Annotated in this window: 22 protein-coding genes; 14 read left to right on the top strand and 8 right to left on the bottom strand. The window is 50.3% G+C overall.

What is annotated here, in order from left to right; translation table 11 throughout:
* Positions 1–26: 26 nt before the first annotated feature.
* Positions 27–770, top strand: coding sequence for a hypothetical protein (locus ACZ5ZZ_RS14325; protein WP_464140000.1), 744 nt, complete (start codon positions 27–29; stop codon positions 768–770).
* Positions 767–1,639 carry an NAD-dependent epimerase/dehydratase family protein gene (locus tag ACZ5ZZ_RS14320; RefSeq protein ID WP_464139998.1) on the top strand — a complete coding sequence of 291 codons (873 nt, stop codon included), beginning with the start codon at positions 767–769 and terminating at the stop codon, positions 1,637–1,639. Before ACZ5ZZ_RS14325 ends, ACZ5ZZ_RS14320 begins: the two co-directional genes overlap by 4 nt.
* Here the strand turns inward: ACZ5ZZ_RS14320 and ACZ5ZZ_RS14315 are convergent.
* Positions 1,628–2,494 (bottom strand): hypothetical protein, encoded by an 867-nt coding sequence (locus tag ACZ5ZZ_RS14315; protein ID WP_464139996.1) that lies wholly within the window; start codon positions 2,492–2,494, stop codon positions 1,628–1,630. The genes ACZ5ZZ_RS14320 and ACZ5ZZ_RS14315 overlap by 12 nt on opposite strands.
* A gap of 89 nt (positions 2,495–2,583) precedes the next feature.
* Positions 2,584–3,270, bottom strand: a complete 687-nt coding sequence (locus ACZ5ZZ_RS14310) for an alpha/beta hydrolase (RefSeq protein ID WP_464118377.1) — start codon at positions 3,268–3,270, stop codon at positions 2,584–2,586.
* Between the two features lie 27 nt (positions 3,271–3,297).
* On the opposite strand from ACZ5ZZ_RS14310, the gene ACZ5ZZ_RS14305 reads away from it, so the two are divergent.
* Entirely contained in the window at positions 3,298–4,788 is a 1,491-nt protein-coding gene (locus tag ACZ5ZZ_RS14305) for a UDP-N-acetylmuramoyl-L-alanyl-D-glutamate--2,6-diaminopimelate ligase (protein WP_464131944.1), read from the top strand.
* A gap of 4 nt (positions 4,789–4,792) precedes the next feature.
* Entirely contained in the window at positions 4,793–6,214 is a 1,422-nt protein-coding gene (locus ACZ5ZZ_RS14300) for a UDP-N-acetylmuramoyl-tripeptide--D-alanyl-D-alanine ligase (RefSeq protein WP_464139994.1), read from the top strand.
* 22 nt (positions 6,215–6,236) lie between these two features.
* Here the strand turns inward: ACZ5ZZ_RS14300 and ACZ5ZZ_RS14295 are convergent, their stop codons facing one another.
* On the bottom strand, positions 6,237–6,707 hold the full coding sequence (locus ACZ5ZZ_RS14295) for a CBS domain-containing protein (RefSeq protein WP_464139992.1): 471 nt from the start codon (positions 6,705–6,707) through the stop codon (positions 6,237–6,239).
* A gap of 200 nt (positions 6,708–6,907) precedes the next feature.
* Between ACZ5ZZ_RS14295 and mraY the strand changes: the two genes are divergently transcribed.
* From mraY to murC, 6 genes are all read left to right on the top strand, one after another.
* Positions 6,908–7,984: a phospho-N-acetylmuramoyl-pentapeptide-transferase gene (gene mraY / locus ACZ5ZZ_RS14290; protein WP_464118373.1), complete on the top strand. Its 1,077-nt coding sequence runs from the start codon at positions 6,908–6,910 to the stop codon at positions 7,982–7,984.
* A 4-nt stretch (positions 7,985–7,988) separates the two neighbouring features.
* A complete protein-coding gene (gene murD, locus ACZ5ZZ_RS14285) occupies positions 7,989–9,377 on the top strand; it encodes a UDP-N-acetylmuramoyl-L-alanine--D-glutamate ligase (RefSeq protein WP_464118372.1) in 1,389 nt (462 codons plus the stop codon).
* A 71-nt stretch (positions 9,378–9,448) separates the two neighbouring features.
* Positions 9,449–9,826, top strand: coding sequence for a hypothetical protein (locus ACZ5ZZ_RS14280; RefSeq protein WP_464139990.1), 378 nt, complete (start codon positions 9,449–9,451; stop codon positions 9,824–9,826).
* Between the two features lie 76 nt (positions 9,827–9,902).
* Positions 9,903–11,048: a putative lipid II flippase FtsW gene (ftsW, locus tag ACZ5ZZ_RS14275; RefSeq protein ID WP_464118368.1), complete on the top strand. Its 1,146-nt coding sequence runs from the start codon at positions 9,903–9,905 to the stop codon at positions 11,046–11,048.
* Positions 11,045–12,121, top strand: a complete 1,077-nt coding sequence (gene murG / locus ACZ5ZZ_RS14270; protein ID WP_464131938.1) for an undecaprenyldiphospho-muramoylpentapeptide beta-N-acetylglucosaminyltransferase — start codon at positions 11,045–11,047, stop codon at positions 12,119–12,121. The genes ftsW and murG overlap by 4 nt, the downstream gene beginning before the upstream one ends.
* On the top strand, positions 12,118–13,479 hold the full coding sequence (gene murC, locus ACZ5ZZ_RS14265; protein ID WP_464118364.1) for a UDP-N-acetylmuramate--L-alanine ligase: 1,362 nt from the start codon (positions 12,118–12,120) through the stop codon (positions 13,477–13,479). The genes murG and murC overlap by 4 nt, the downstream gene beginning before the upstream one ends.
* A 5-nt stretch (positions 13,480–13,484) precedes the next feature.
* Here the strand turns inward: murC and ACZ5ZZ_RS14260 are convergent, their stop codons facing one another.
* The 3 genes from ACZ5ZZ_RS14260 to ACZ5ZZ_RS14250 form a co-directional block, all read right to left on the bottom strand.
* A complete protein-coding gene (locus tag ACZ5ZZ_RS14260) occupies positions 13,485–15,305 on the bottom strand; it encodes a hypothetical protein (RefSeq protein WP_464139988.1) in 1,821 nt (606 codons plus the stop codon).
* A gap of 158 nt (positions 15,306–15,463) precedes the next feature.
* The gene (locus ACZ5ZZ_RS14255) at positions 15,464–16,390 is read right to left on the bottom strand and encodes a universal stress protein (protein ID WP_464118362.1); all 927 of its coding nucleotides are present in this window, start codon (positions 16,388–16,390) and stop codon (positions 15,464–15,466) included.
* Positions 16,391–16,478: 88 nt separating this feature from the next.
* Complete coding sequence (locus tag ACZ5ZZ_RS14250; protein WP_464139986.1) at positions 16,479–18,014, bottom strand: methyl-accepting chemotaxis protein; 1,536 nt, start codon at positions 18,012–18,014, stop codon at positions 16,479–16,481.
* A 204-nt stretch (positions 18,015–18,218) separates the two neighbouring features.
* On the opposite strand from ACZ5ZZ_RS14250, the gene ACZ5ZZ_RS14245 reads away from it, so the two are divergent.
* The 4 genes from ACZ5ZZ_RS14245 (at position 18,219) to ACZ5ZZ_RS14230 (ending at position 22,814) form a co-directional block, all read left to right on the top strand.
* Positions 18,219–18,965 carry a cell division protein FtsQ/DivIB gene (locus ACZ5ZZ_RS14245; protein WP_464118360.1) on the top strand — a complete coding sequence of 249 codons (747 nt, stop codon included), beginning with the start codon at positions 18,219–18,221 and terminating at the stop codon, positions 18,963–18,965.
* A 121-nt stretch (positions 18,966–19,086) separates the two neighbouring features.
* Positions 19,087–20,337, top strand: coding sequence for a cell division protein FtsA (gene ftsA / locus ACZ5ZZ_RS14240; RefSeq protein WP_464131932.1), 1,251 nt, complete (start codon positions 19,087–19,089; stop codon positions 20,335–20,337).
* Positions 20,338–20,400: 63 nt separating this feature from the next.
* Positions 20,401–22,053 (top strand): cell division protein FtsZ, encoded by a 1,653-nt coding sequence (gene ftsZ / locus ACZ5ZZ_RS14235; protein WP_464131930.1) that lies wholly within the window; start codon positions 20,401–20,403, stop codon positions 22,051–22,053.
* Entirely contained in the window at positions 22,053–22,814 is a 762-nt protein-coding gene (locus tag ACZ5ZZ_RS14230) for a UDP-2,3-diacylglucosamine diphosphatase (protein ID WP_464139984.1), read from the top strand. The genes ftsZ and ACZ5ZZ_RS14230 overlap by 1 nt, the downstream gene beginning before the upstream one ends.
* Before the next feature lie 36 nt (positions 22,815–22,850).
* Here ACZ5ZZ_RS14230 and hmgA read toward each other — a convergent pair whose 3' ends face one another.
* Both hmgA and ACZ5ZZ_RS14220 read right to left on the bottom strand, forming a co-directional pair.
* Positions 22,851–24,137 (bottom strand): homogentisate 1,2-dioxygenase, encoded by a 1,287-nt coding sequence (gene hmgA, locus ACZ5ZZ_RS14225; RefSeq protein ID WP_464139982.1) that lies wholly within the window; start codon positions 24,135–24,137, stop codon positions 22,851–22,853.
* Positions 24,138–24,292: 155 nt separating this feature from the next.
* Positions 24,293–25,468 carry a hypothetical protein gene (locus ACZ5ZZ_RS14220; protein ID WP_464118355.1) on the bottom strand — a complete coding sequence of 392 codons (1,176 nt, stop codon included), beginning with the start codon at positions 25,466–25,468 and terminating at the stop codon, positions 24,293–24,295.
* Positions 25,469–25,470 lie beyond the last annotated feature (2 nt).

Genomic DNA, 25,470 nt, shown 5'->3' with positions numbered 1-25,470 from the left:
CCCCCGGGGCTCGCCGATCATAGGGTATGAGCACTTCTTTTCAGCGGGAACAACTGGTAGAAAAACTAAAAACAGCTTTGAACTCTTTAGCCGAAGCGGACGCCGCCTGGTTGGGGGGCTCGCGTGCAACGGGCAGCGAGGATGTCTATTCAGACACCGATATGGTCGTCGTGTCATTGCATCCAGAGCGGATCTTTCAGGCGGTGGAAGACACGTTGCAGAGCCATTATGGTCTTGAGCGCATCTGGCCTGTCACAGGGCCTGCCATGTGGAAAGGTTTTGTTCAGAAGTTCTATATTCTGTCAGGCACACCGGACTTCTACTATGTGGATTTCGGTATCTTTGTGACGGATCAGGCGCAGGATTTGGCAGAGTTCTTTAATCAGGATCGGCATGGCAAGGCTGATATTCTGTGGGATAAGTCCGGCATCCTGCAAAGAGCCTCCGCCCTGACCACCCTTGAGAAAGCAACGCCACTTGGTCCACTTCAGCAGGCCCATTTTGAAGTTCTGTACAGAACTTTTTTGAAGGAATCCCTGCGCGGCAAATACATCGACACATACTTGTTTTATCAACGCCTGGTGGGGATGTTTGTTCAGTCACTGCGTTTGCGTCACAGTCCTCAGAAGCATGATTTTGGTTTGCGCTATCTGTATAAAGATCTGCCGTTCTCGGACTCACAGCGGATCGAGGCTATTTTAAAAGCCAGTGCGGATATTTCCAGTATGCAGAAGTGTGCCGCGGAAATGAGAAAGGAGTACCTGCGATGAAAATTCTGATTATGGGTGGAACCCGCTATTTCGGCCGCCGTCTTGTTCATAAGCTGCTTGAGAAAAACCATGAGGTCACCGTGCTTTCGCGTGGGAATGTGCCGGATGATTTTGGCTCACGAGTGCAGCGTTTGAAAGCTCATCGCGGGGATGAGGCGGCGATGTCGGCCGTGTTGGCGGGACACACTTTTGATGTTGTGGTGGATCAGGTCTGCATGACCGCTCACGATGCAGAGTTGTCGGTGAAACTGTTCGCTGGAAAAATTTCTTATTACCTTATGACCTCAACCATGTCGGTTTATGATTTTGCCGCCAATCTGCCGGAATCGGCCTTTGATGCCAGATCTTATCGGCCTCGCAAGGCGACAAATCCGGCTGAACAATACGCCGAAGGAAAGCGCGCGGCAGAGCATGTTTTTACGACTCAGACGGCCTTCCCGGTAGCTTGTGCGCGCTTCCCGGTTGTTGTGGGGGAAGATGACTATACCGAACGCCTCCTGGGGCAGGTGCGGGCGGTGAAAAATGGAGAGGCGATCTACTATCCTAATTTGGATGCTGAGTTTTCTTTTATCACCTCCGAGGATGCGGCCAGAGCTTTGTTCTGGTTGCTGGAAAATAGAAAGACCGGCCCCTACAATTTTGCGTCGGCTGATGCCTTTTCACTCAGGGACTTGATTCATAAAATTGAAGTTGTCACCGGAACATCGGCCAGACTCTTATCGCAGGAAGGTGGGGGCGTTGGCTCACCCTTCGGCATCCCATCAAGCTGGTACATGAATGTGGACAAGGCGTCACGGGAAGGGTTTACGGCCTCTTTGCATCAGCAATGGTTGGTGCCTTTGCTGCAGACTTATTTTTCAAAGCTGTAGCTTTTCGCGCAAACGGAAGATTTGCGGATAGAAGGCTTCCAAAGTATCAATCGATCTTTGCATCTCAGGGGCATAACATTCGTCGTACTTCATGTAAGCCTCCGAGCAATTTAGAAGATTCCATTGATAAGCCAGGGATTCTGCCAGACTCAGGCGATAGTGCTCTTTCTGATCTGATGGCGACGAGGACGCCAGTGCTTCCGTGATCCGCAAGGAGCTGAACTTCTGTAGCAGCTCGGTGTTGAGCTTCATTGTCAGTTCGGACTTGTTCTGTAGGGTCTGCAGTGTCCCGATAAATATCAGGAATTCTTTCAGGCGACGAAGGCTGTCGTCCGCTTCAAATTCGTTTTGCCGCGCTAATACCTGTGCCGGGTCCTGGCAGCGGTAAGCCTTGGCCTGGGCGCTTTCTTTATTATCAATCTGACTGAAAAAGATAGATTCTTTCACCGCGTGCAAAAGATATTTTCCCGGTGCGGGGTCGCCAAAAACTTCCTGATGTTTGCTGCCATACAGACTGTTTTTTTCCAGGATGTTCTTCGCGTTTACGGCCACAGCGGTGTGAATCAAATGGCCATCTTCGCTGTAAGTCAGCAGTGTCAAGGGTTCGAGATTGTTTAAACTTAAAGGGACTTCCTGACAGTGGTATTTCAGATGGTATTTGATTTCCGCGCTGGAAGCGTAAAGTGGTGTGTCGGTGTAGCCCAAGGCCCGCAGGGAGGTGTTGAAGCAATTGGGGCCGTCTTGATAAGAGCTCATCTTTGCTAGGGCTGAGGCCTTCTCCGCAACGCTGAAAGCATGACCTGTTGAGGTCCAAGCGAAAGTCAGAATAAGGCAGGCTAAAAGGCGTTCGAGCATAGAGGCTTTTAACAGCAAGCTCGGTGCCACGATCCCTGAGGTCCTATTGATTCTGGCCCCCCAGGGTGTCAAAGTCTTCGACAGAGCGGTTACGGCAAGGTCACCGAGTTGAGATAGTCGCCGATTTTCATCAGAACCGGCATCGGGATCTCATGGCCTCCGCGGAAGCCCACCAAGGAACCTTTCATACCGTTTTGGTTCAAAAGGGTCTCAAGTTTCTGTGCCTGCTTAAAACCCAGAACGGCATCGTATTCACCGTGGCTTTGGAAGAATCTTTGGCCCGCACGCTGGGGAACGTACTTCTTCCATTCATCCTGATGCACCAAAGTGCCAGACATGATCACAAGTCCCGCCGGGGTTTCCGGGGCACGCAGATAAAGCTCAGTCGCCAGCATGGCGCCCTGACTGAAGCCACCCAGAACGATTTTGTTCCATGGAACTTTCAGCTGTTTAATCATTTCCATGGCCATGTCATAAGCTTTGGACATTCCTTTGGGAGTGTCATTGCTGAAGTCGCGATGCTCACCGCGCTCTTGTGCGCGCTGAATCTCCATCATGTCAATGGACCACCAGGCGCGCCCCGTCCAAGCCGGGCCAATGGGGACTTCCAAGATTCCATTTGGGAAAAGCCAGTTGAAGGGTTTCTTGGTGGAAATGATTTCTCCCAGCGAAAACAGGTCGTTGGCATCTGCGCCATAGCCGTGGAAACAGATGACCCAGGGCGCATCGTCGTCGCGATTTATTTCTTGGCAATGTATTTTTCCGAGTTGTCTCATATCTGAGTCCTAAGTTACTCTTAGTGCGTGAAACTGCAACATCTCTTTTCCATTCTTCCGGGAATTCCTGAAAACGCATTTGCTCATATCGAAGTGACAGGGGTTTTCAATGACGCTCGTCTGGTGACGCCGGGCTCGGTCTTTGTTGCCATTCGTGGCAGCAAGTTAGACGGTCACAGTTTTTTGCCGGATGCGGTTGCCAAAGGCGCTGCTGCTCTTGTCGTGGAGGACCGCAGTCAGGTTCCGGCGGAATTTGCAGGCGTCGTCCTGCAGGTTGCCAACTCACGCGAAGTCCTGGATATTTTGGCCAGTCGGTTTTATTGGGACCCGGGGCAAGAGTTGTTCTGTGTCGGCGTGACCGGGACCAATGGAAAAACGTCAGTGACTTACATGACCGAAGCCATTTTGAATCATGGCAAAATTCCCACTGGAGTGATCGGGACTGTGAATCATCATTTGGGTGAAAAAGTCTGGCCGTCAGAGATGACCACGCCGGATCCGGTGTTCCTGCAGCGCCGCTTGCGCGAGTTCCGGGCCGAAGGGGCCCTGGCAGTGGCGATGGAAGTTTCCTCTCATGCCTTGGATCAAAAGCGCGTGGACAGTGTTCCCTTTAATACGGTGATTTTCACTAATTTGACCCGCGATCATTTGGATTATCACCATACGATGGAAAATTATCTTGAGGCCAAACAGCGTCTGTTCACGGATCTTCTGTGGAAGACTCACAAGCGTCCTTGTTTTGCCATCATCAACACAGCCGACAAGTATGGCCGTCGTTTGCGCGTGGCTGACCCCGCGGTGCTTTGGACCTATGGTGCCAAGGACTCGGACATTCGCTATGAAATTATCAAAATGGACTTTGCGCTGACACACTTTAAAGTCTGGACTCCGATGGGGGAAAGCGAAGTGAAGCTGCCAATGTCAGGTGTTCACAATGTGATGAATGCGCTGGCGGCGCTGGGCGCGGGATTGTCGGCCGGTCTGCCCTTGAGTGTCTGTGTCGAAGCTTTAAATTCATTCACGGGTGTGCCGGGTCGATTGCAGTCAGTGCCGAACAATAAGGACCTTTCAGTCTTTGTCGATTATGCCCATTCTCCGGACGCCTTGGAAAATGTTCTGACTTCGTTGAACAAGGTTCGCGAAAGTCTGCAGTCAGAAGCCCGCATCTGGACTATCTTCGGTTGTGGTGGGGATCGTGACAAAGGCAAGCGTCCGTTGATGGCGCAAATGGCATTGAAGTATTCAGACGAAGTTGTCATCACCTCGGACAACCCGCGTACGGAAAATCCGGAAACCATAATCCAGGATATTCTGGCCGGGGTCGCAGGCGGTGAAAAAAATAAAACCACAACGATCGTGGATCGCAAAGAGGCGATTCATGAAACTTTGAAGAAAGCTCGCCGCGGGGATGTGATTCTGATCGCAGGCAAAGGGCATGAGGACTATCAGATTATTGGGACTCAGAAATTCCCGTTCAGCGATGTGAAAGTGGCCGAAGAGGCCTTGCAAGGAAGGTAGTGCGATGAGAGCAATGGGTCTGCAAACAATTGTCAAAGTCACAGGTGCCAAAGTTCTAAGTCAAAAGGATACGCAGTTTTCCGGCATCGGCACCGACACTCGCATGAACCTGCAAGGTCAGCTGTTCATCGCTTTAAAAGGCGAGGCCTTTGATGCCCACAGCTTTGTGGATAAAGCGGTGGAGCAGGGGGCTGCGGCACTTCTGGTGCATAATGAAAGTCCCTTGGTGGCCTCTTTAAAAAGCAAAGTCACGATTCTTCTGGTGCCCGATACGCTGAAGGCCTTGCAGCAACTGGGGAATTGGGCTCGTCATGAGTCCTCAGCGCGCATTGTGGGGATCACCGGCTCTAACGGGAAAACCACGACCAAGGAATTTACGGCCGCTCTGGTGGGTTCAGTGATGGACGTTCACTACAACAAAGGCAGCTTCAACAATCATTGGGGCGTGCCTTTCACACTGTTGCAGCTTCATCCCAAAAAAGATGTCGCCATCGTGGAAATGGGGATGAATCACGCCGGTGAAATCACCGAACTTGTGCACATTGCTGAACCTGACGTCGTTGTCTGTACAATGGTGGGGCGTGCGCACATGGAGTTCTTCGGAACAATCGAAAAGATCGCCGAAGCCAAAGAGGAAATCTATGAGGCGGCCGGTGACAAGGCCATCCGTATCTACAACCTGGACAATGCGCAGACCCACAATATGTATGTCAAAGCGCGCGAGAAGTTCCCGAAGGCCCGGATTTTGACGTTCTCTTCTGAAGACCCTCGCGCGGATGTGCATCTGATGATCTCTTCGATGAACATGAACGAGATTTCAGTCAAAGGAAGCATTGGGGGTGTTGAAAACACCGCGCGCATTCAGGTTTTCGGTGCGCAAAATCTGACCAATCTGATGGCGGCAGCTTCTATCGGTCTGGCGGTGGGATTGACTCCGGAACAGGTGTGGGCGGGACTTCCAGCTTGCAAAACGAACTGGGGTCGCAATCAGTTGGTGCATTTAAAATCCGGCGCGCAGATGATCTTTGATGCCTATAACGCCAACCCTGACAGCATGAAGGCTTTGATCGACAATATGAAATTGTTGTCCGTGCAAGGGCGCAAAGTGGGGGTCTTCGGTCAAATGCGCGAACTGGGACCGGCGTCAGCTGCATTGCATGAAGAGTTGGGCACTTGGGTGGGGAAAGCCGGTTTTGATAAGGTCTATTTTATCGGCGAGGATGCGGAGGCCTTTTCCAAAGGCCTGTCCAGTGCCGGGTATAAGAATCCGTCGTGGGTTGAAAAAGACTACCGGGAAAGTGCGGGTCAGGATCTCGCAAAGTTCCTGAAAAAAGACGACATTGCCGTCGTAAAAGCCTCGCGTGGAACCAAGTTGGAACGTTTTGTGTTCCCTTGTGAACCTTTGGACTTCGCCGAAAAGCAATAGTCCAAAGGTTCCCGTTTCTTCATTAGACGCCTGTTTGGCCGACCAAATAGGCGGTTCTTTGCAGCAGGGGATTAACGAACAAATCCCCCAGAACCCAAGGGGCGTCCGAGGACTCATCCTTTTTTAGAATTTGATCCAATAAAACCAACATGTCCTCTGAAGTCACGATGCCGACGACTTCCTCTTCTTTTGTGATGAGGAAGGCCGATACTTTTTCTTCGATCATGGCATCGACCACACTTTTCATTGGCGCTTCAATAGGGAAAGTCTTAATCGGAGAAGTCATCAAGTGAGACACCGGAGTGTCGGGGTTGGGAGAACGCAGAAGATCGCGCTCTGAAAGCATACCGATGATATAGTCCTCATCTGTATCCATCACGGGCAAATGGCGAATCCAATAGTTGTTCATCAGACGAAGAGCTTCGGCTGCCGGGGCATCCTTGTTCACAGTGATCAGCTTTCTTGTCATATGGTCTTTCAGCGCAATTTTCACAACGACCTCCTTAGATGTACTCAGTCTAGCACTTCCTGGGGTTAAGAACATGACCTGTGTCATCTATCAGAGATTATATAAAACCAAGTGAAATCATATACTTAACAAGTTTTCCTTGATTTTAGGCTGGCGAATGTGCTAAATCCTTTAAGTTCCTGAAATATTTTAATTTTTAGGTCGCAACAGGGGATCTTCACAACATGCTTTATCAATGGCTTTATTCAATGGCAGATGAGTTCTCGCCGCTGAATGTTTTCAGATATATCACCGTCAGAACTTTCATCGCCTTCTTCACGGCATTTTTGCTTTGCTGGATGTGGGGACCACACTTTATCAAACGTCTTCAGTTGAAGCACTTTGGTCAGGCGATCCGCGATGATGGTCCTCAGACCCACAAGAAGAAAGCCGGCACTCCAACCATGGGTGGTGGATTGATTCTGCTTTCCACTTTGATCCCATGTCTTCTATGGGTCGATATGATGAACCCCTTGGTGTGGGGCGTTTTGATCGTCACATGGGGCTTTGGTTTGATCGGTTACATGGATGACTGGCTCAAGGTCAGCAAAAAGAACTCCAAGGGTCTGTCTGGAAAAATCCGTCTTGCCGGAGAATTTTTGATCAGTGGTCTGGTGGTGGCAGCGCTGGTGCACTTCCACGGTATGAGCACGGCTGTGACAATTCCTTTTATTAAGTCCGTGTCGATTGATCTGGGTTACTTCTATGTCGTGTTTGCATCTTTGGTGATTGTGGGAACCGCGAACGCCGTCAACCTGACGGATGGTTTGGATGGACTGGCGATTGTGCCGGTGATGATCTCGGCTGCGACCCTGGGGTTGTTCGCCTATGTGACGGGCCACTTCTCTATTGCGAATTATCTGCAAATTCCTCACGTGATGGGTGCCGGGGAGCTGACTCCTGTGGCGGCCACGATCGTGGCGGCAGGTATGGGCTTTTTGTGGTTCAATGCCTATCCGGCGCAGGTGTTCATGGGGGATGTGGGTTCACTTTCCTTGGGTGGATTCCTGGGCACAATGGCTGTCATCACTCAAAATGAACTTCTTATGCTTGTCTTGGGCGGGGTGTTCGTGGTGGAAGCCTTGTCTGTGATCACTCAGGTGATTTCCTTTAAAATGACCGGGAAAAGGGTTTTCAAAATGGCTCCGATTCATCACCACTTTGAGCTGGGTGGTTTGACGGAAACCAAGATCATCGTTCGTTTCTGGATCATTTCTATTTTGTTAGCGGTTTTAAGTTTGGCCACTCTGAAGTTGAGGTAAGAAAATGTATAAAGAGTATAGTGATTTAAAAGATAAGCGCATTTTGGTTGTGGGCTTGGGGAAAACAGGTGTTTCCTTGGCGCATTTCCTGACCAAACATGGCGCGCAAGTGACTGTGACGGATCATAAATCCAAGCCTGAATTGTCTGCACAGTTGGAACAACTGGGTGATTTGCCAATCAAGTTTGAATTGGGCGGGCACAGTCCCAAGACTTTCATTGCACAGGATCTGGTGATTCTTTCCCCAGGTGTCCCCAGCAACCTGAAAATCTTTGAATACGCGCGTTCTCAAGGAATTAAGATCACCGGTGAGTTTGAATTCTCTGCTGGCTTCATCAAAGAACCGATCATCGGTATCACAGGAACTAACGGTAAAACCACAGTGGCAAAAATCACTGAGGCGATCCTGACAGAGTCCGGTGTTAAGACATGGGTGGGCGGTGCCAATGAGAAGCCGTTGGTGGACTACCTGCGCCTGGAGGACCGAGCTCAGGTTGTTATTGCAGAGGTTTCCAGTTTCATGCTTGAACACTGTGACACCTTCAATCCGGGCAATATCGTTTTCACGAATCTGGCGGAAAATCATTTGGATCGTTATCGCTCCATGGAAGAATACGTCAATGCAAAACGCCGTATCTTCAAAAACACCAACCAGGCAACAACCAGCATCCTGAATGCGGATGACAATGCCGTGGTTGAACTGGCACGTGACCCGGCGGTTCAGCGCGGTCGTATTTTCTACTTCTCCCGTAAACCGGCTTTGGAGCCGCAAATCATGAACATCGGTGGTGCCGTGAATATCGGCGATGAAATCCGTGTTCGCACGGGTCCTGAGATTGAAAGCTTCAGCATCAAAGGCATGAAAATGCGCGGGAAACATTCCGTGGAAAACATCATGGCGGCGATTCTGGCGTCCCGCGAACACGGGGCGACTCGTGAGGCGGTTCAGAAAGTTATCAATACTTTCACGGGTCTTCCACACCGCATCGAATACGTGCGTAAAGTGGGCGGCGTGATGTTCTACAATGACTCCAAGGCTACGAACGTGCATGCGGTTTTGCGTGCCCTGGACACTTTTGATGAAAACGTGATCCTGATCGCGGGTGGTAAGGATACAAATCTGAACTACGAGCCATTGCGCACATCCGTAAAACGCAAGGTGAAAACCTTGATCTTGGTCGGGGAAGCCAAAGAACGTATTAATCGCGACCTTGGTGACTTCTCGGAAACCTTCCTGATCGGTACATTTGAGGAGGCGGTTTTGATCGCTTACCAAAAGTCGAGAATTGGCGATGTGGTTCTGCTGTCACCGGGCTGTTCGAGCTTTGACATGTTTGACAGTTTTGAAGAACGCGGCGATTATTTCAAAGAAATCGTGAGAAAGTTTCACTGATAAAAACAAGCAAAGGGCCTCGAGGATGAGGCCCTTTGAGTATGTACACATGAATCTGCCAGGAGGGCTTTGTGTCTCGTCATTTTCTATTTTTAATTCCCGCTTCCGCTTTAATTCTTTCCGGCTGTGCTTCCGGAACATTCAAAGCTCGCCAGCAAGAGCGTGAACGACTGGCTGCTTCTTCCGGTATGTACTGCGAATTTGTCAGTGGGGATCTTTTCCCGGATCTGGATGTGGAGCTAAGCATGTCCATGGCCAAGCGCTGTGACTCCAGCAGAAACTTCACTGTGACTAATTACAAAAACTCTTCTGACCATTCCGGTGTCATCTATTGCTGTGCTACGGCCAACCGCTCCGAAAGAAGAGCGGCCGCGCCCAAGAAGTCCGCACCGGCCACTCCAGCCAAGTCGGAAACAGTAGAATCTGACGCTGAAGTTGTCTCTGAATAATCGGGTCCAGCTTTTTTACCAGTCATAGACGATAAAATGGATTCCTGATTAAACTAAAGGTCGGGAGTCCATTTTTATGTTGAGATATCTGTCCAGCAGCCTGTTTCTTGCCATCATCACTCTTTTGGGAATAGGTCTTGTTCAAGTTTATTCATCCAGCTTTATCTTCGCGATCGAATCCTACGGGGACGGTCTTTTCTTCTTCAAGCGACAACTGATCTTTGCGGTTCTTGCAATGGGTATTCTGATCGGGACTATCCACATTCCTTTCCGCTACATTGAAAAATACGGCTGGGCCTTGTGGCTGGCAGCAACTTTGGGAGTGTTGGCGACCTTTGTTCCGGGCCTGGGGGTTCGAGTGGGTGGAGCGATTCGCTGGATCCAGTTGCCATTCGGTGTGCGTTTTGAGCCGGGTGAACTTTTGAAGATTGCGTTCAGTGTCTGGTTTGCCAGTTTGTTGTGTCGTCAGGAAAACTTCCTGGGTCGGGTGAAGTGGCATTGGCTTATTCTTGCCATGATCGCCCCGTTGGGTCTTTTGCTGAAGCAGCCTGACTTTGGAACTTTCGCCATTATTTTGATGGTGGGTGTGACTTTGTTGTTCGCTTTCGGTCTGCAGTGGAAGTACATCGCCGCAGCGGTGGCGGTTTTGATCCCTGCCTTCTACTTCCTGGTGATGTCAGTTCCTTATCGTCGAGCGCGTGTGTTGGCCTTCCTGGATCCGTGGGCGGACCCGGCACAAAAAGGCTTTCAGGTGATTCAAAGTATGCTGAGCTTTCATTCCGGTGGTTTGACCGGGGCGGGATTGGGTCAGGGTCAGGGGAAATTGTTCTTCCTTCCTGAAGCTCACACCGACTTCACACTGGCTGTGCTGGGTGAGGAAATGGGTTTTGTCGGATTTGTCTTGATTCTGGCTTTGTACGGATTTGTGGTTTTCCGGGGAATGCAGATTGCGGTCAAAGCTGAGGAGCCATTCAAAAGAGCTTTGGCTTTGGGATTGTCAGTGACATTTGGGTTGAGTGTCTTTATCAATGCGGGTGTTGTGATGGGCTTGCTTCCGACCAAAGGTTTGACCTTGCCGTTCCTAAGTTACGGCGGTAGTTCTTTGGTGTCCTTGTGCTTTATGTTTGGTCTGATTCTGAACATAGAGAACTCATTTGAAGAGGACAAGTTTTCCCGTCGCTTCGGTTCTCGTTGGACGACATCAAAGGTGAATAATAAATGACTTCTAAGAAAACCATCGTGATCGCCGGGGGAGGAACTGGCGGACACATTTATCCGGGGATTGCGATTGCCCGGGCGTTGCAGAAACTGGATCCTGAACTGGAAATCCATTTCGTGGGGACCAGCCAGGGCCTGGAGGGGAAGATTGTCCCCCGCGAAGGCTTTCCACTGCACTTTATTGAATCCGGAAAATTAAACGTAAAAAGCCCTCTGCAAAGAATCAAAACCCTGCTCAAGATCCCTGTGGGGTTGTGGCAATCCGTTCGTTTGCTGGGGCAACTGAAACCCCTTTATGTGATCGGGGTGGGTGGCTACGCTTCAGGTCCCTTTGTGTTGGCTGCCAGTATTATTGGTTTCAACACGGCGATATGGGAGCCTAATGCGATGCCGGGGATGGCCAACCGGCTTTTATCCCGCTTCGTGGACAAGTGTTTCGTGGTTTTTGCAGAAGCCAAGAAATATTTGAAGAACAGTCAGATCATACAAGCCGGTATGCCGGTGCGTGCGGAAATCGAAAGTGCCGTACATCAAAGTTCTCAGAACGAAAAGTTCCACCTGCTGGCTTTTGGTGGCAGTCAGGGGTCACGAGTTCTGAATAACTGTCTGAGTGATGCGGTGATGGCGGGAGGAGCCTGGGTTCAGGATCTTTCTGTGGTTCATCAGGTCGGGTCAGCCGATATCAAAGCCATCACTGAAAAATATCAAAAAGGGGCGCCTTGTGAGGTGCAGCCGTTTGAGTTCATTTACGATATGGCCAAGTACTATCAGTGGGCCGATATTATCGTCTGTCGGGGTGGGGCTAGCTCCATCGCGGAGGCCGCGGCCTTCGGGATTATTCCGATCATCATTCCACTGCCTGCTGCGGACAATCATCAGCAGAAGAATGCAGAAAGTTTGGTCGAGAGAAACGCGGGCCGCATGATTCTGCAGAAAGATTTAACCCCGGAAAGGTTGATTTCAGAAGTCCAATCTTTGCGCGGTGATAAAGCTTTGCGTGATCAGATGGTTCAGAATATAAAGAGTTTCTATATCCCTCAATCTGCGACGGTGATCGCAAAGGAAATTCTGCAATGAAACTACAGCACGCTAAATTTCATTTCGTCGGTATCGGTGGTATCGGTATGTGCGGTCTTGCGGAGCTTCTGCATAACATCGGCGCGAAAGTTTCTGGCAGTGATATGGCCGAAAATGCCAACACGGAGCGACTGAAAGAACTGGGAGTCAAAGTTTTCAAAGGTCACGCGGCCTCCAATGTGGGGGATGCGGATGTGGTTGTGTATTCCAGTGCGATTCAGTACGGAAACCCGGAAATCTCAGAGGCCCGCGCTCGTCAGATTCCGCTGATTCCCCGCGCGGAGGCGTTGGCCGAAATCATGCGACTGAAGCGTGGTATTGCAGTCGCAGGAACGCACGGCAAGACGACGACAACTTCTATGACATCCGCGATTTTCCTGGAGGCGAACTTAAGCCCGACGATCGTGATCGGCGGACGTTTTGAGCTGATCAAGTCCACAGCGATGCTGGGCTCGGGCGAATGGCTGGTGGCGGAAGCCGATGAGTCTGATGGAAGCTTCCATAAGTTGTCCCCGGAAATTGCCATTATCACCAACATTGATTCCGACCATCTGGAGCACTTCAAAACTTTTGAAAATGTGCAGAAATCCTTCCACGACTTTGCTTTGAAAGTGCCTTTTTATGGCAAAGTGATTGTGTGCGGGGATGATCCGTTGGTTCGTCAGATCTTCGAAAATTTCCCGAAGCGTATTTTGTTCTATGGTTTTGATGAAAAGAACGATCTGGTTGTGTCCGGTGAACAAGGTCACTATGCTGTTCATCGCAACGACCGTTTGCTGGGGACGAAACATCTGGTGGGCGAATTCAACCTGAAGGTGCCGGGACGTCACAATGCCCTGAATGCAGTGGCGGCGATCTGTGCAGGGGTGGCTGCGGGGATTCCGTTTGCAACTTGTGCCAAAGGTCTTCAGCGCTATGAAGGCGTGGATCGCCGATTCCACTTCAAGGGCGAGAAAAAAGGCATCAAGATCTACGACGACTACGGACACCATCCCACAGAAGTGCGTGCGGTGTTGCAGGCCTTCCGTGAGAAGTATCCGCAGCAGCGACTGGTGGTTTTCTTCCAGCCGCATCGTTATTCACGCACGCAGCACTGCTGGCATGATTTCACCACGGCATTCATGGAAGCTGACGAAGTTCTTCTGACGGATATCTATCCGGCGGGTGAAGCCCCGATTCCTGGTGTGACCAGTGAAAAGCTGGCGCAGGAAATGAAGCATGAACATGCTCACTATTTTGTGCGCGATGAAAAGGCGACGCAGAAGATTCTGGGCATGTTGAAAGAGGGCGACGTCTTTGTCACCCTCGGTGCCGGAGATGGTTGGAAGCTAGGACTGGATGTCCTTAATCACCTCTAAGGATTTTATTTAAGACGGTTCATACAATTCCAATTGGCCTTGAAGCGGTTGCCTTGAATTTTCATCGAGGACGCCAGGGCCAGGCACTCGGAACGGCTCAGCTGATTTTGCTGGGACAATTTGGACCAGCAGTACCAGCGCACGTCATCAGAGTTTTCCGGATCAGCAATATGTTCCGCTGAAGCCAGGCAGGCCCCCAGATGGATGTCTGTTTCAAAGCGGGTTAAACAGCTCCAGGCAATGCCGGTCACACTTTGAGTTTCAAACTGACCTGCAAATTCATGGCACTTTACCGGTGAATCAACGGATATCTCATGGCTGTTGTAACAGCTCCAGCGGGCACCGTCCCGATCCGAGCTGGTGCTGCCCGTGGCGGCATTTTTCAGGCAAGCCTGAACATCAGCGCTGAGCCACTCCGTGGGACTGTTCAGTCCTGTGCTGTACTTCAGTTCAAAACGGTCCCGGCGAGGCCAGTGGGCAGAGGCCTTCAGCAGCTCGCGATAGTCTTGAGAGTGAAAGTGCCCCTTCAAGGCACGCAAAGACTCTCGACACATGGATGGGTCGGCACTGTACATCATTTCTTTTAGCAGTCCCTCAACGCCGGCATCGTATCCGCCGAAGCACTGACTCAGGCGGGGAATAAACTGAAAGGCGTCCGGGGAGGCGCGAAGCCACGAGGCTTTGAGTTCAATCTCTTTAAGCTGATCTTTCATCGCGCAGAACTGATCTGTGATGATGAAGTTCAGTCCCTCGCCAAGGCGCCGGCGGATCATTTGTTCCTGCAGATCGAATTTCACGACCTCTGGCAGCAGTCCCAACTGGTGTTGCAGATCAACGATTTGCATTTTCATCTTTAGCGGCAGTGAACGGGCAGTGCTGATTTCGGCAAAGAAGGATTCAAAGTTCCGGGCGACCTCGGGGGATTTTTCCAGGGTCTCTTTCAACAGCTTCATAAAGACAGGATTCTCGGTCGCCTCTAAAAGTGGCTCATAATATTTCTTCAGGTGCAGTTTTTGGGACAGGAAGGCGATCGCATCCTGATTATGGTTCGGGCTGCTGGAAAAGGCATTGCAAGTCAGGGTTTTATAGTTTTGATCCAGTTCTTTGCGCGGCTCCACGATGCGGTAACTGCTTCCGGCAAAAAGTTTATTCAGGCGGGTGGTGTCCGGGCCTTTGCTGAAGAATGTTTCCGCGCTGGTTCCGCGCAGGGCCTGGCGCAGCAGGGGACCTGCCACCTTTCCCAGGGGGCCTGTGCTGGAAAACCCATGCAGGCGTTCTGCATGAGGGAAGGCCGACGCAAAGATCTGGCTGATACTCATGCCGAAATCAGAATAGCGGGAAAAGGCCACGCGTTCGGCTAAATCCCGAGGAAAGCCATTTTTAATCAATACTTCCACGTATTCTTCGATGGACCTTTTGTCGCGGGTTTTGGTGGCCAGGGTGTTGCATCCCATCAGGAAGACATCTTTGGGTTTCTTTAAAATTCCCGGACAGGAGTTTGAGCAGCTCAAGCGTTCAAGTTCTTTCAAATCCAAAGTGGTGCTGACACCTTCACCAAAGAACACACCGCCAAAGTGACCGGAAACCAGCAGCACGTCACACTCGATCCCGGCGTTGCAGGCATTCTGCAGCCAATAAGGGTTTTTGTTCTGGCTTGGAACCAGCTCGATGACTTCGACTTTTTCCGATGCATAAAGGTCTTGCAGAACCTGCTTTTCGTCGGCTGAATTCAGGGTCATGGTGCAGATTTTTTTTGTTTCAGCCTGACTGGCCAGAGCCAAAAAAGTGAACAGGATATTTGTGAGCGCAAGACACATTCGTTTCATGCCCTGTGAAGGTGCAAGAGTCCGTCCACTTCATAGGAAAACCAGGGGCTTACGATCGTCCAGCCGATGAACAAGTGACGAAGAGGGGCCGACACGCAGGATAAAAAAACGCGTCTCAGATTGAGACGCGTTGAAATTACGGAGCGCTTTTGATGTGCCTAGCCCCGGACGACGACGACTGGAACCGGCGACTTTGCGATCATATCTCGCAAGTTGCTTCCCAACAGGGAAGTGAACAGGCCGCCACTGCTATCATCGCCCATGCAAATCAGATCCATGGAATCTTTATGGCTGGCTAGAAGTGTGTCGGCAAAGGGGGTTTTTTCCATTTCAATGTGGCTTTCACAATCAATGCCCTTGGCTTTCAGGCGAGTCACTCGCTTTTCCATAGACTTAATGGCGTCTTTTTTGATGTCTTCAAAGATGGAGTCAATGCTGGGAGTCGCTTCGCCAGAGGCAAAGACATATTGCTCGACCGTGCGCAGAGTTTCCGCAGCAGAATGATAGAGCAGCACTTTGGCTCCCAAGCGCTTGGCTAAGCTGATTCCGTAGGTTTCAGCAGCCCGGCATTTCTTGGTCAGATCCGTGGCGATGATCAGTCGCAGTTCTTTTCTTTCTGAAAGTGCGTATTGATCATTTTGTGTTCCAGGGCCCAGGATAAAGACAGGGCGTTTGACATAGCGAACGACCTCTTCGGCGACGCTGCCAAGGAAGAAGCGATCCATGCCACTCAAAGCGCGGGAGCCCAGAATCAGAGCCTCAATGTTGTGGGAATCTTTAACGGCATTGGAGATCTCGCGCAGAGGCGAGCCAAACTTAACGATCAGTTTGCCAGGACGAGTGAAGCTTTTCATCACCGGAGCCAGCTGTTGCGTTTTCTGGGCAATTAGTTTGGATTTTTCGCTGGCGTTTAAAGACAGACGACCGGGGATGTCTTTAAGAGTTTTAACATAGATCAGATCGACAGAGCACTGCAGGCGAACAGAGAGGTCCGAGGCGAATTTGCGATTGACCTGGGACCTTCTCAGAGTGACCTCGTCTTTGCCCTCAAGCTCATCGGCGATTAGAAGTGAATGGGAACTCATGTGTTATCCTCCTTCGTCTTGAATGAAGGATAACACTTTAAGTCTGCGGGTCCATGATTCAGATCATATCTGCGGCAAAGAAATGACTTTAGGCAGCCTGTTGCTGCTTTCCTGTAATGATAACATTGAGTTGCTGGACTGCTTCTTCCATCACAGATGACTGACGCGTAAGCTCTTCAGAGGCCGCAGCGCACTCTTCCGCGGCGGCAGCATTGGCCTGGGTGATCTTATCCATGTCGTTCAACGCACGATTGATCTGGGTGATGCCCTGTTCTTGCTCTGTGCTGGCAGAAGAGATCTCGGTGTTCAAAGAGGAAAGTTGTTCGATGGTCGTAACAATCTCTTTCAAGGATTCAGCGCTGGTACGAACAACCTCATGTCCGGCCACAATCTTTTCGACACTGTCGTTGATCAGATGAGAAATCTCTTTGGCGGAAGTGGCGCTTCGTTGGGCCAGACTGCGAACAGCGTCAGCAACGACGGCAAAGCCTTTGCCGTGTTCACCCGCTCGTGCCGCCTCGACAGAGGCATTCAGGGCCAGCAGGTTGGTCTGGAAGGCGATATCGTCAATGACGGTGATGATCTCTTCAATCTTTTTGGAGCTGGAAGAGATGTCATCCATGGAGGTCGTCAGTTTTTGGACTTCATTTTCACCCACACGCGCTTTTTCCTGCGCGGTTTGGGCCAGATCCCGGGCTTTGTTGGCGTGCTGGCTGTTCATCTTAACCATGCTGGACACCTCTTCTGTGGAAGCAGAGGTTTCTTCGATAGAGGCCGCTGCCTTCACCGCGGAGTCACTCAGATTCTGACTGGAGGTGAAAATCTCGTTTCCAGTTGTGGAAACCTGTGCCCCCGCTGAGTTGAGTTTGTTGATAGCCGCAAGCAGGGCATTCAGCGGGGAACGCAGAAGGATGTAGGACACTAACAGAATCAACAGAGTGATCATCAGGGCCCAGATCAGAATGGACGTGGTGGTGTTGGTGGCCGCGGTGGAAACACCATCGGTGGAGGAAGTGACGGCGAATACGCCGTGCAGTTTTCCGTCCTTCCAGTTTTCCATCGGGAAACCCAAAATGTCTTTGCCGTTCCCCCACGGGCTGGTTGCCGGGTTGCCATGGCACAGCAGGCAGCCCTGGGATTCGGACAGGCGGACCGGGCGATAGACAATCACTTGATTGTTGTCACCTTCAATAATTTCTTTCAGTTCAGGATTGGCTTCAAAGCGCTTTAGAATTTCCAATTCAGTTGCAGTGGCTTTGTTCTGATCACGTCGCGGATCCTCTGCAAAGACACGGAACTTGTAGCCATCCTGCTCGGCATTTTCAAAACCGACGACGATAGAGGCGAAGATGGGAACTTTGCGCAGAAGGTTTTTGCGCACCTCCTCGGGAAGCTTGCCATCGGGATAAGCTTCAACAGTGCGGGCGAATTCGCTTGGCAGGTTGTCGCTGAGGGCAATGTAAGAACGAATGGACTCCAGGCGCGAAAGGATGGCGCGGGACTTGTCAATCAACTGATCGCGACCTTGTTGGTGGATCTTTGAATAAGAGATACCAACAGCAGCGATGGTGCAAATTACACACGATATTGCCACGTTAAGGATCACTTTGCTGCCAAACTTCATGCTGAACTCCTTCGACATGGAGGTATCGGAGAACATTACAAAAACAATATAGTTCTAAATTCGTATTCAATGAGTTTAATTGACAGATTGGGATCTTGGTCGGGGCAGAGACCTAGGTCGTGTTTTGCGGACAGCGTTTCATTGTTGGCGATCTTGTTGCTAATCTAAAAGTCACGGCAGCAAAGGATTTGCGGAGTCACTTCAGTGAAGAAGTTCGTTTTGAAACTTATCTTTGGATTTATTATCTTACCGCTTTCATTGGCGGGAACGCTTTTCTATCTTAATAAAAACGGCTTTTTTGATATTGGTAAAGTGGAAGTGATTTTGGAAAATCCACCCCCAGGCCAAGAGCAATTCCTGCGCCCTCACGTGGATCGCCTGGAAGCTTCGCTTGAGAAATACAAGGGGCTGTCGCTTTGGAACATCAAACTGAAGTCTGTGTCACGCGATGTGAAGGCGATGAACTGGGTTGAAAGTCTGAACATCAAGCGCAGTTGGCCGACGACTTTGTCAGTGCGTGTTCGTCCTTATGAAGTGAAGCTTCTTTATATGGGCAAAAATGGAAAGCTGGTTCCCATCATTAAGGGTGGAGAACTTTTGGATCCTGTTGAAAGCAAGCAGGCTCCGGATGTTGTCCTTCTTGAGGGCGACAGCTTCATGAAAAAAGCAGAACTGCGCAAGAAGGCCGTGGATCTGGTCGAGCAGATTCCTGCTGAAGGATCGTTCAGTCGAAAAACAATTTCTGAAATTCGTTACGACAACAAAGAAGGCTTCTGGATGACCATGATCAAAACAGGAATCCAGGTGAAGATGGGCGAAGACCAAGTGTCTTTGAAGTCTGCACGAGTCAGTCAGGTTGTCGACTATCTTGAATCCCGCCAGTTTGACGCGCGCGTCATAGACGCGAATCTGTCAAAGAAAGTCCTTGTCAGGTTGCGTAAGGATCCCTAAGCTTAAGTCTGGAAGACCGATCAAAGTCGGGTAGATGCCCCACTTTATAGCCCCTTGAAATGATTTTATCGGGTGGTCTTACAGAAGCTTTATTAGTTTAGGCATCCGTGAGGACTTAAGGATGAGTACATCGAAACCCAAAGCTCCGGTATTGGCTGGCTTGGACATTGGTTCTACCAAAGTCTCTTTCGTCATCGGCACAGTCAATCCCGAAGGAAAAATTGAAGTCGCAGGCGTCGGCACCGCTCCCAACACAGGGATTCGTCAAGGTGTCGTTGTTAACATCGAAGCCACTACGGATTCCATCAGAAAAGCAAAAGAAGAAGCAGAATTGATGTCCGGTTACACTGTCTCAGAAGTCTGGGTGGGTGTTGCCGGTTCTCATATTTCCTCTTTTGATTCCAAGGGCATGGTGGCGATCAAAAACCGCGAAGTCACCGCCTCTGAAATTGACCGCGTGATCGAAGCCGCCAAAGCGGTGGCTGTTCCGGCGGATCGCTCTGTTCTTCACGTTCTTCCAAGAGAATTCAAAGTCGATGGCCAGGACGGGATCACCGATCCTATCGGCATGTCGGGCATTCGTTTGGAAGCCAACGTGCACATTGTGACCGGTGGTCAGAGTGCTATCAATAATACAGTTAAATGTGTTGAAAAAGCGGGTCTTAAAATCGCAGGCCTGGTTCTTTCTCAGCTCGCTTCGGCGACGGCTGTGATCTCTAACGATGAAAGAAATCTGGGCGTGTGTGTGGTTGATATGGGTGGCGGCGCTTGTAATGCCGTTTACTTCGTCAATGGCAGCATGGCGCACTCCTCTGTGATTCCAGTGGGTGGTCAGCACTTTACTCACGACGTGGCTGTGGGGCTTCGCACCCCTCAGGTTGCGGCGGAAGAGCTTAAAAAGAAGCATGGCTGTGCCATGGCTTCCATGGTTAATGAAAACGAAACTATCGAAGTCGAAGGTGTCGGTGGACGCAAGTCCCGCGTGATTCCTCGCAAAGATCTTGCGGATGTTATTGAGGCGCGTGCAGAGGAAACTCTGAATCTGATCGCCAATGACATTCGTATGAGCGGTCTGATGCCGATGCTGGGTTCCGGGATCGTGCTGACGGGCGGTGCCAGCAATCTGGATGGCCTGATTGAGATGGGTGAGTTTGTTTTTGATATCCCGGTTCGCAGAGGGGCTCCTCGCGAAATCGGTGGCCTGACAGATGTGGTGAAGTCTGGAGAATTCTCCGCCGCTGTCGGTCTTCTGATGTGGGCATTGGGGCAGAGAAAAGATCTGCTTCAGGCACAACAGCAGGAAGTGAACATTGGTGAATCCTTGGACGGCATCACTAAGAAGATCAAAGACTTTTTTGGACAGATTTTTTAAATTTTTTACTCTGTGTCCGCCGAAGCCTTAGCGCTGGTGGATGATTCTGTGGGGAGGATCGAAATGTTTGAATTGGAAGAAAATATCAATATCGGAGCAAATATCAAGGTCGTTGGCGTAGGCGGTGGCGGAAGTAACGCTGTTGCCACGATGATCGAGTCCGGCATGAACGGTGTGGAGTTCATCGTTGCCAACACAGACATCCAAGCTTTGAACGCCAGCAAATCCCCGAACAAAATCCAATTGGGACTTGATCTGACAAAAGGTTTGGGCGCAGGGGCGAATCCGGATGTGGGTCGCAGAGCTGCTATTGAATCCTACAACGAAATCGTTGAAAAATTGGAAGGCGCAGACATGGTGTTCGTCACTGCCGGTATGGGTGGTGGTACTGGAACAGGTGGCGCTCCGATCGTGGCAAAGATCGCTCGTGAACTGGGTGCTTTGACTATCGGTGTGGTAACAAAGCCCTTCTTGTTCGAAGGTAAAAAACGTGGCAAGCACGCTGAAGGCGGTTTGGCGGATCTGAAAGAAAACGTGGACACTCTGATCGTGATCCCGAACCAAAAACTTCTTTCCATCGCAGCTGAAAGAACTCCGCTTCTGGAAACTTTCAAAAAAGCCGATGAAGTTCTTTTGCAAGCTGTTAAAGGTATCTCTGATCTGATCAATATCCGCGGTCTGATCAACTTGGACTTCGCAGATATCCGTACAGTTATGTCTTCCAAAGGCATTGCGATCATGGGAACTGGTGCTGCTAAAGGTGACAACCGTGCGGTTGAAGCGGCAACAGCAGCAATTTCTTCTCCACTTCTTGAAAATGTAAAAATCGACGGTGCAACTGGCATCATCATCAACGTGACTGGTGGTTCTGATCTATCCTTGTACGAAGTGAACGAAGCGTCCACTCTGATCACAGAAGCAGCTCACGAAGACGCGGAAATCATCTTCGGTGCGGTTATCGATGAAAGCATGGGCGATGAAGTTCGTGTGACTGTGATTGCGACTGGTTTCGATTCTCACGATGTGAAACTAGTGAACGACATGGCGCAAGTGAACCAAATGCAAAACTTCCTGAACCAAAATGCAGCGCAGTTTGGCGGGATGAACATGCAGATGCCGCAAATGCCACAAATGCCGCAGCAAATGGCACAAATGCCACAGATGCCGACCATGCCGCAAATGCCTCAGTTCCCGCAAATGCCGGCAATGCCAAGCATGCCACAAATGCCTGCGATGCCTCAGATGCCAGCGGTTGAACTTCCGCCGATCTCTGCGGTTCAGTCCCAGGTTATGACTTTTACGCATCAACCACAGCAGACAGAGGCAGCTCCTCAGGTCACTGAGACTGTGGTTGTTCCTCCTGTGGCTGCCGTGACTCCGCAAGTGGCTCAGCAGGCCGCACAAAATGTGGCTGCTCAGACTCCGGTGGCTCCTTCTCAGGAAGTGGCAACACCGATTCAACCGCAAGTGGAATCTTCACTGTCTCCACGTGACATGTTGTTGGCAAAAGCCCGCGCTTTCAAAGAAAGCCAGGACTTGAAATCCAAGCACAGCAATCCAGAGCAGTTGTCCATGAACGTAGATCATGAACAACAGTCCTTGGAAGAAGCTCGTCGCATGGCTCGTGAAGTTCTAAGCTCTCCATTCTCCAGCCAGAATCTTGAAGTTCCTGCCTTCATCCGCAAGAAACAAGGTTTCGATCTGAATAAAGAATAGTGGAAGCCTGGTTCATATCCGACATTCACTTGAAAACCGCTGAAGAGCGCAATGGGAAAATCCTGTTGCGCTTTTTGCGTTCTTTGCTGGCGGGAAATCCGCAGCAAGTTCACCTTTTCATGCTCGGGGATATCTTCGATCTGTGGGTGGGCGGACACACTTACTTTGCCAAAAAGTTTGATCCTCTGATGAAAGCTCTGAGTGATTTGCGCAAGGCGGGTGCCCGTATCACTTTCATCGAAGGCAACCATGATGTGCATGTCGAAGGTTATTTCCAGAAGCGTCTGGGGATCGAAGTTTTTGTCGAGGCACAGTACTATCTGATTGATGGCGTTCGCGTGCGTTGTGAACATGGCGATCTGATCAATATGAACGATCAGAAATATCTCAAATACCGCAGTATCATCCGTAATCCCTACGTCAAGCCGTTGGGAAATATTTTGCCGGGTAAATTCTGGGATCATCTGGGTAACAAAGCCAGCAAAAAAAGTCGTGAACGCAGTGGGCACTACCGAATGTCCAATGAAGGTGAACTGATCTCAATGATCCGCGGGCATACAGCCACGGCTTATGCGCAAAAGCCGTTTGATCTGATTGTATCAGGCCACATGCATGTCTTTGATGATCACACAGAAACAATTAACGGACATCGTGTCCGCGCTATTAATCTGGGCTCGTGGTTTGAAGAACGTGTGAAAGTTTTCTGTCTGAAAAACGGCGTGGGTGAGTGGGTTTATCTACCCTCTGAAGATGAGCCTTAAAGTAAAAAATAGAAAGCCGGGTTGCCCCGGCTTTTTTTATTTGAAGTATTTTTTAAAACCTTGCCAGCAGTCCTGATAATCGCTTTGCAGGAAATCTTTTTCCATCGCGAAATCAGTCACCATATAAGGCGAACGGCACTCAAACATGAAGGCCATGGTGGCTTCGATCTTGTGCGGTTTCAAGTCCACGTTGCTGGCATTTTCAAAGGCGTCCACGTCAGGACCATGGGCGGAATAGAAGTTGTGCAAACTTCCGCCACCTGGCACGAAGCCTCCTGCGGTCTTGGCGTCATATTCGCCATAGATCAGACCCATATATTCGCTCATGCAGTTGCGATGGAAGTACGGTGGGCGGAAGGTGTGTTCACCCACCATCCAGCGAGGTGGGAAGATGGCAAAGTCCACATTGGCAACACCCGGCGTATCGCTGGGGGAAGTCAGTACCGTGAAGATCGAAGGATCTGGATGGTCATAGCTGACAGTGTTGATCGTGTTAAACTTGCGCAGGTCGTATTTGTAAGGAACATAGTTTCCATGCCAAGCCACAACGTCCAAAGGCGAATGACCCATTTCGGCGGACCAGAGTTCACCGGCGAATTTTCCGATCAACTCAAATTTTCCTTCAAGATCTTCAAACGCCGCAACAGGAGTCAGGAAATGGCGACGATGAGCCAAACCGTTGGCGCCAATAGGACCCAGATCAGGCAGGCGGAAAGGAGCACCAAAGTTCTCTCCGATGTATCCTGTGCAAAGATCTCCGTTAAGAGGGTTGATCTGAAACTTCATTCCTCGGGGGATCACGGCGATTTCACCAGGCTCCAGCTCCAGGAAGCCCATTTCTGTTTTTACCTGCAAAGATCCTTTTTGAGGAACTAGCAGGAAGTCACCATCAGCGCTCATGAAATAACGTGAACCCATGCTCTTGTTGAAGGCATAAAGGTGCGCACTCAAACCTCTTTGTTCAAGAGCAGAGCCAGCCCCGCAAACAGTGCGAATGCCTTCCACGAAATCTACAGGCACGGAAGGTGCTTTTAATGGATTCCAGCGCATTTGATTGGGATTGATATGCTGAGGTTTGAAGAAGGTCTTTGCTGTCAGATCCTTTAGCGGCACAAAAGACTTGTGCATGACTGACGGACGAATGCGATACAGCCAGGAGTGCAGATTGGTGTGGCGAGGGGCTGTGAAAGCCGAGCCACTGAGCTGTTCGGGATAAAGTCCATGAGGCGCTTTTTGCGGAGAGTTTTGATCGGCGGGCAAAGCGCCCGCGCGAGCTTCTGAAGAAAAATGATTGCCAAAACCTGACAGATATTTTGTTTCCATAAGGGACAGATAATCAGGTCCCGGGGGCAAAAGTCAACTGGGATGCCCCTCAACCGGGGAGCTGAATAATGCGGGAAGCGTCAACCAAATGCCTCTGTCAGTCGTTGTATTTTTGGTCCCGGCTTCAAGCTTGAAACCGGGATGAGAAATAAGAGCTAGGGCAGAAGCAAGATCGGCTGACTGCGAACTTCTTTTCCTTTGGCATCAACACTGATGGCCTGGATCTGATACTGCAGACCATGGATCAAGCCATCCAATACGGCCACGTGGTTTGTGACCAGTTCGGAATCCAGCGTGGTGTACATTTCCTCACCCGTGAATATATTCACGATATAAAGCTGACTGCTAGCTGGCAGATTGGTGGACCATGTGATTCGGGCTGTGGCACCGGAAACAGAGGCCACCTGGAAGTTACTGATGGCTAAATCCGGCTCCACGCACGGGTTGGGTTTTAAATCCGGCATCTGGAAGTTGGCGGGGGCAACAACATCCCAGCCCATGTGCTCCAGCACCTTCATCGCGGCCTGCTTCTTACCGTTGTTAGGATTGAAGAAGAAAGTGTTACTTTGAATGCCGCACAGGGAATGAGAGGCAGGCTTCTTCCAAGAGTGGGCTTTTTTATGATGCTTCCATAACATCACATTGGCGATATGATAGCGTGGTCCCTGATAGTAAAGAAGTTTGATCGGAATGGCCGAATCTTTTTTCAACTCAATCGTTCGGTACGGGCAGCCCAGGCGGGTCGGGTGATTGCCGTCGTTATTCACCAGCTCGTTCCAGCTGTCCCCCTCCTTGACAAACAAGCGCGCTCCGTCGTCGGACAACAAAGAAATTTCGTAATGGCCTTCACGATCCTGGTCCGAAAGCTTCAGCACGGAAGTGTATTCGATAGCAAAGTTTTCAATCAATTTTTCGCCATTGGCATCCAGCAGGACTTCTCCGGACTTTGTTGAAAAGCCGGAAGTGAACGGGCGGGTCGGGACATTGACATCAGCAAAATATAAATCCTGCTCCAGGCGAAGGCCTTTGTTATAGAAGTCCATCACCGATCTTACCGGCGTCGTCATCTCAGGTCCTTTGACGATCAACTTTGCAAAAAGCCCCTGGTTGGTATTAGAACTGCTTTCACCCGAAAGCGGGTCGCACACCGTTTTTTCGGGATCCGCAAAATCAATCGAACCAATGCTCTCTCCTGTCGGAGTTTTCCCATGGCCCTGATAGCTGCAGGATATTTTTTTCAGCAAACCGCGGGTTCGCAAAGAACCTTGCTCCAGCTTGTTCTTTTTGGCGGATGCAAAAGGGGATATCAGCAACAGTGCGACTAAAAGCATTT

It is taken from the genome of Bdellovibrio sp. HM001 (genome assembly GCF_055397275.1).
Note: the sequence above shows the minus strand (reverse complement) of the source record. Positions and strands in the feature narration are given on the sequence as shown.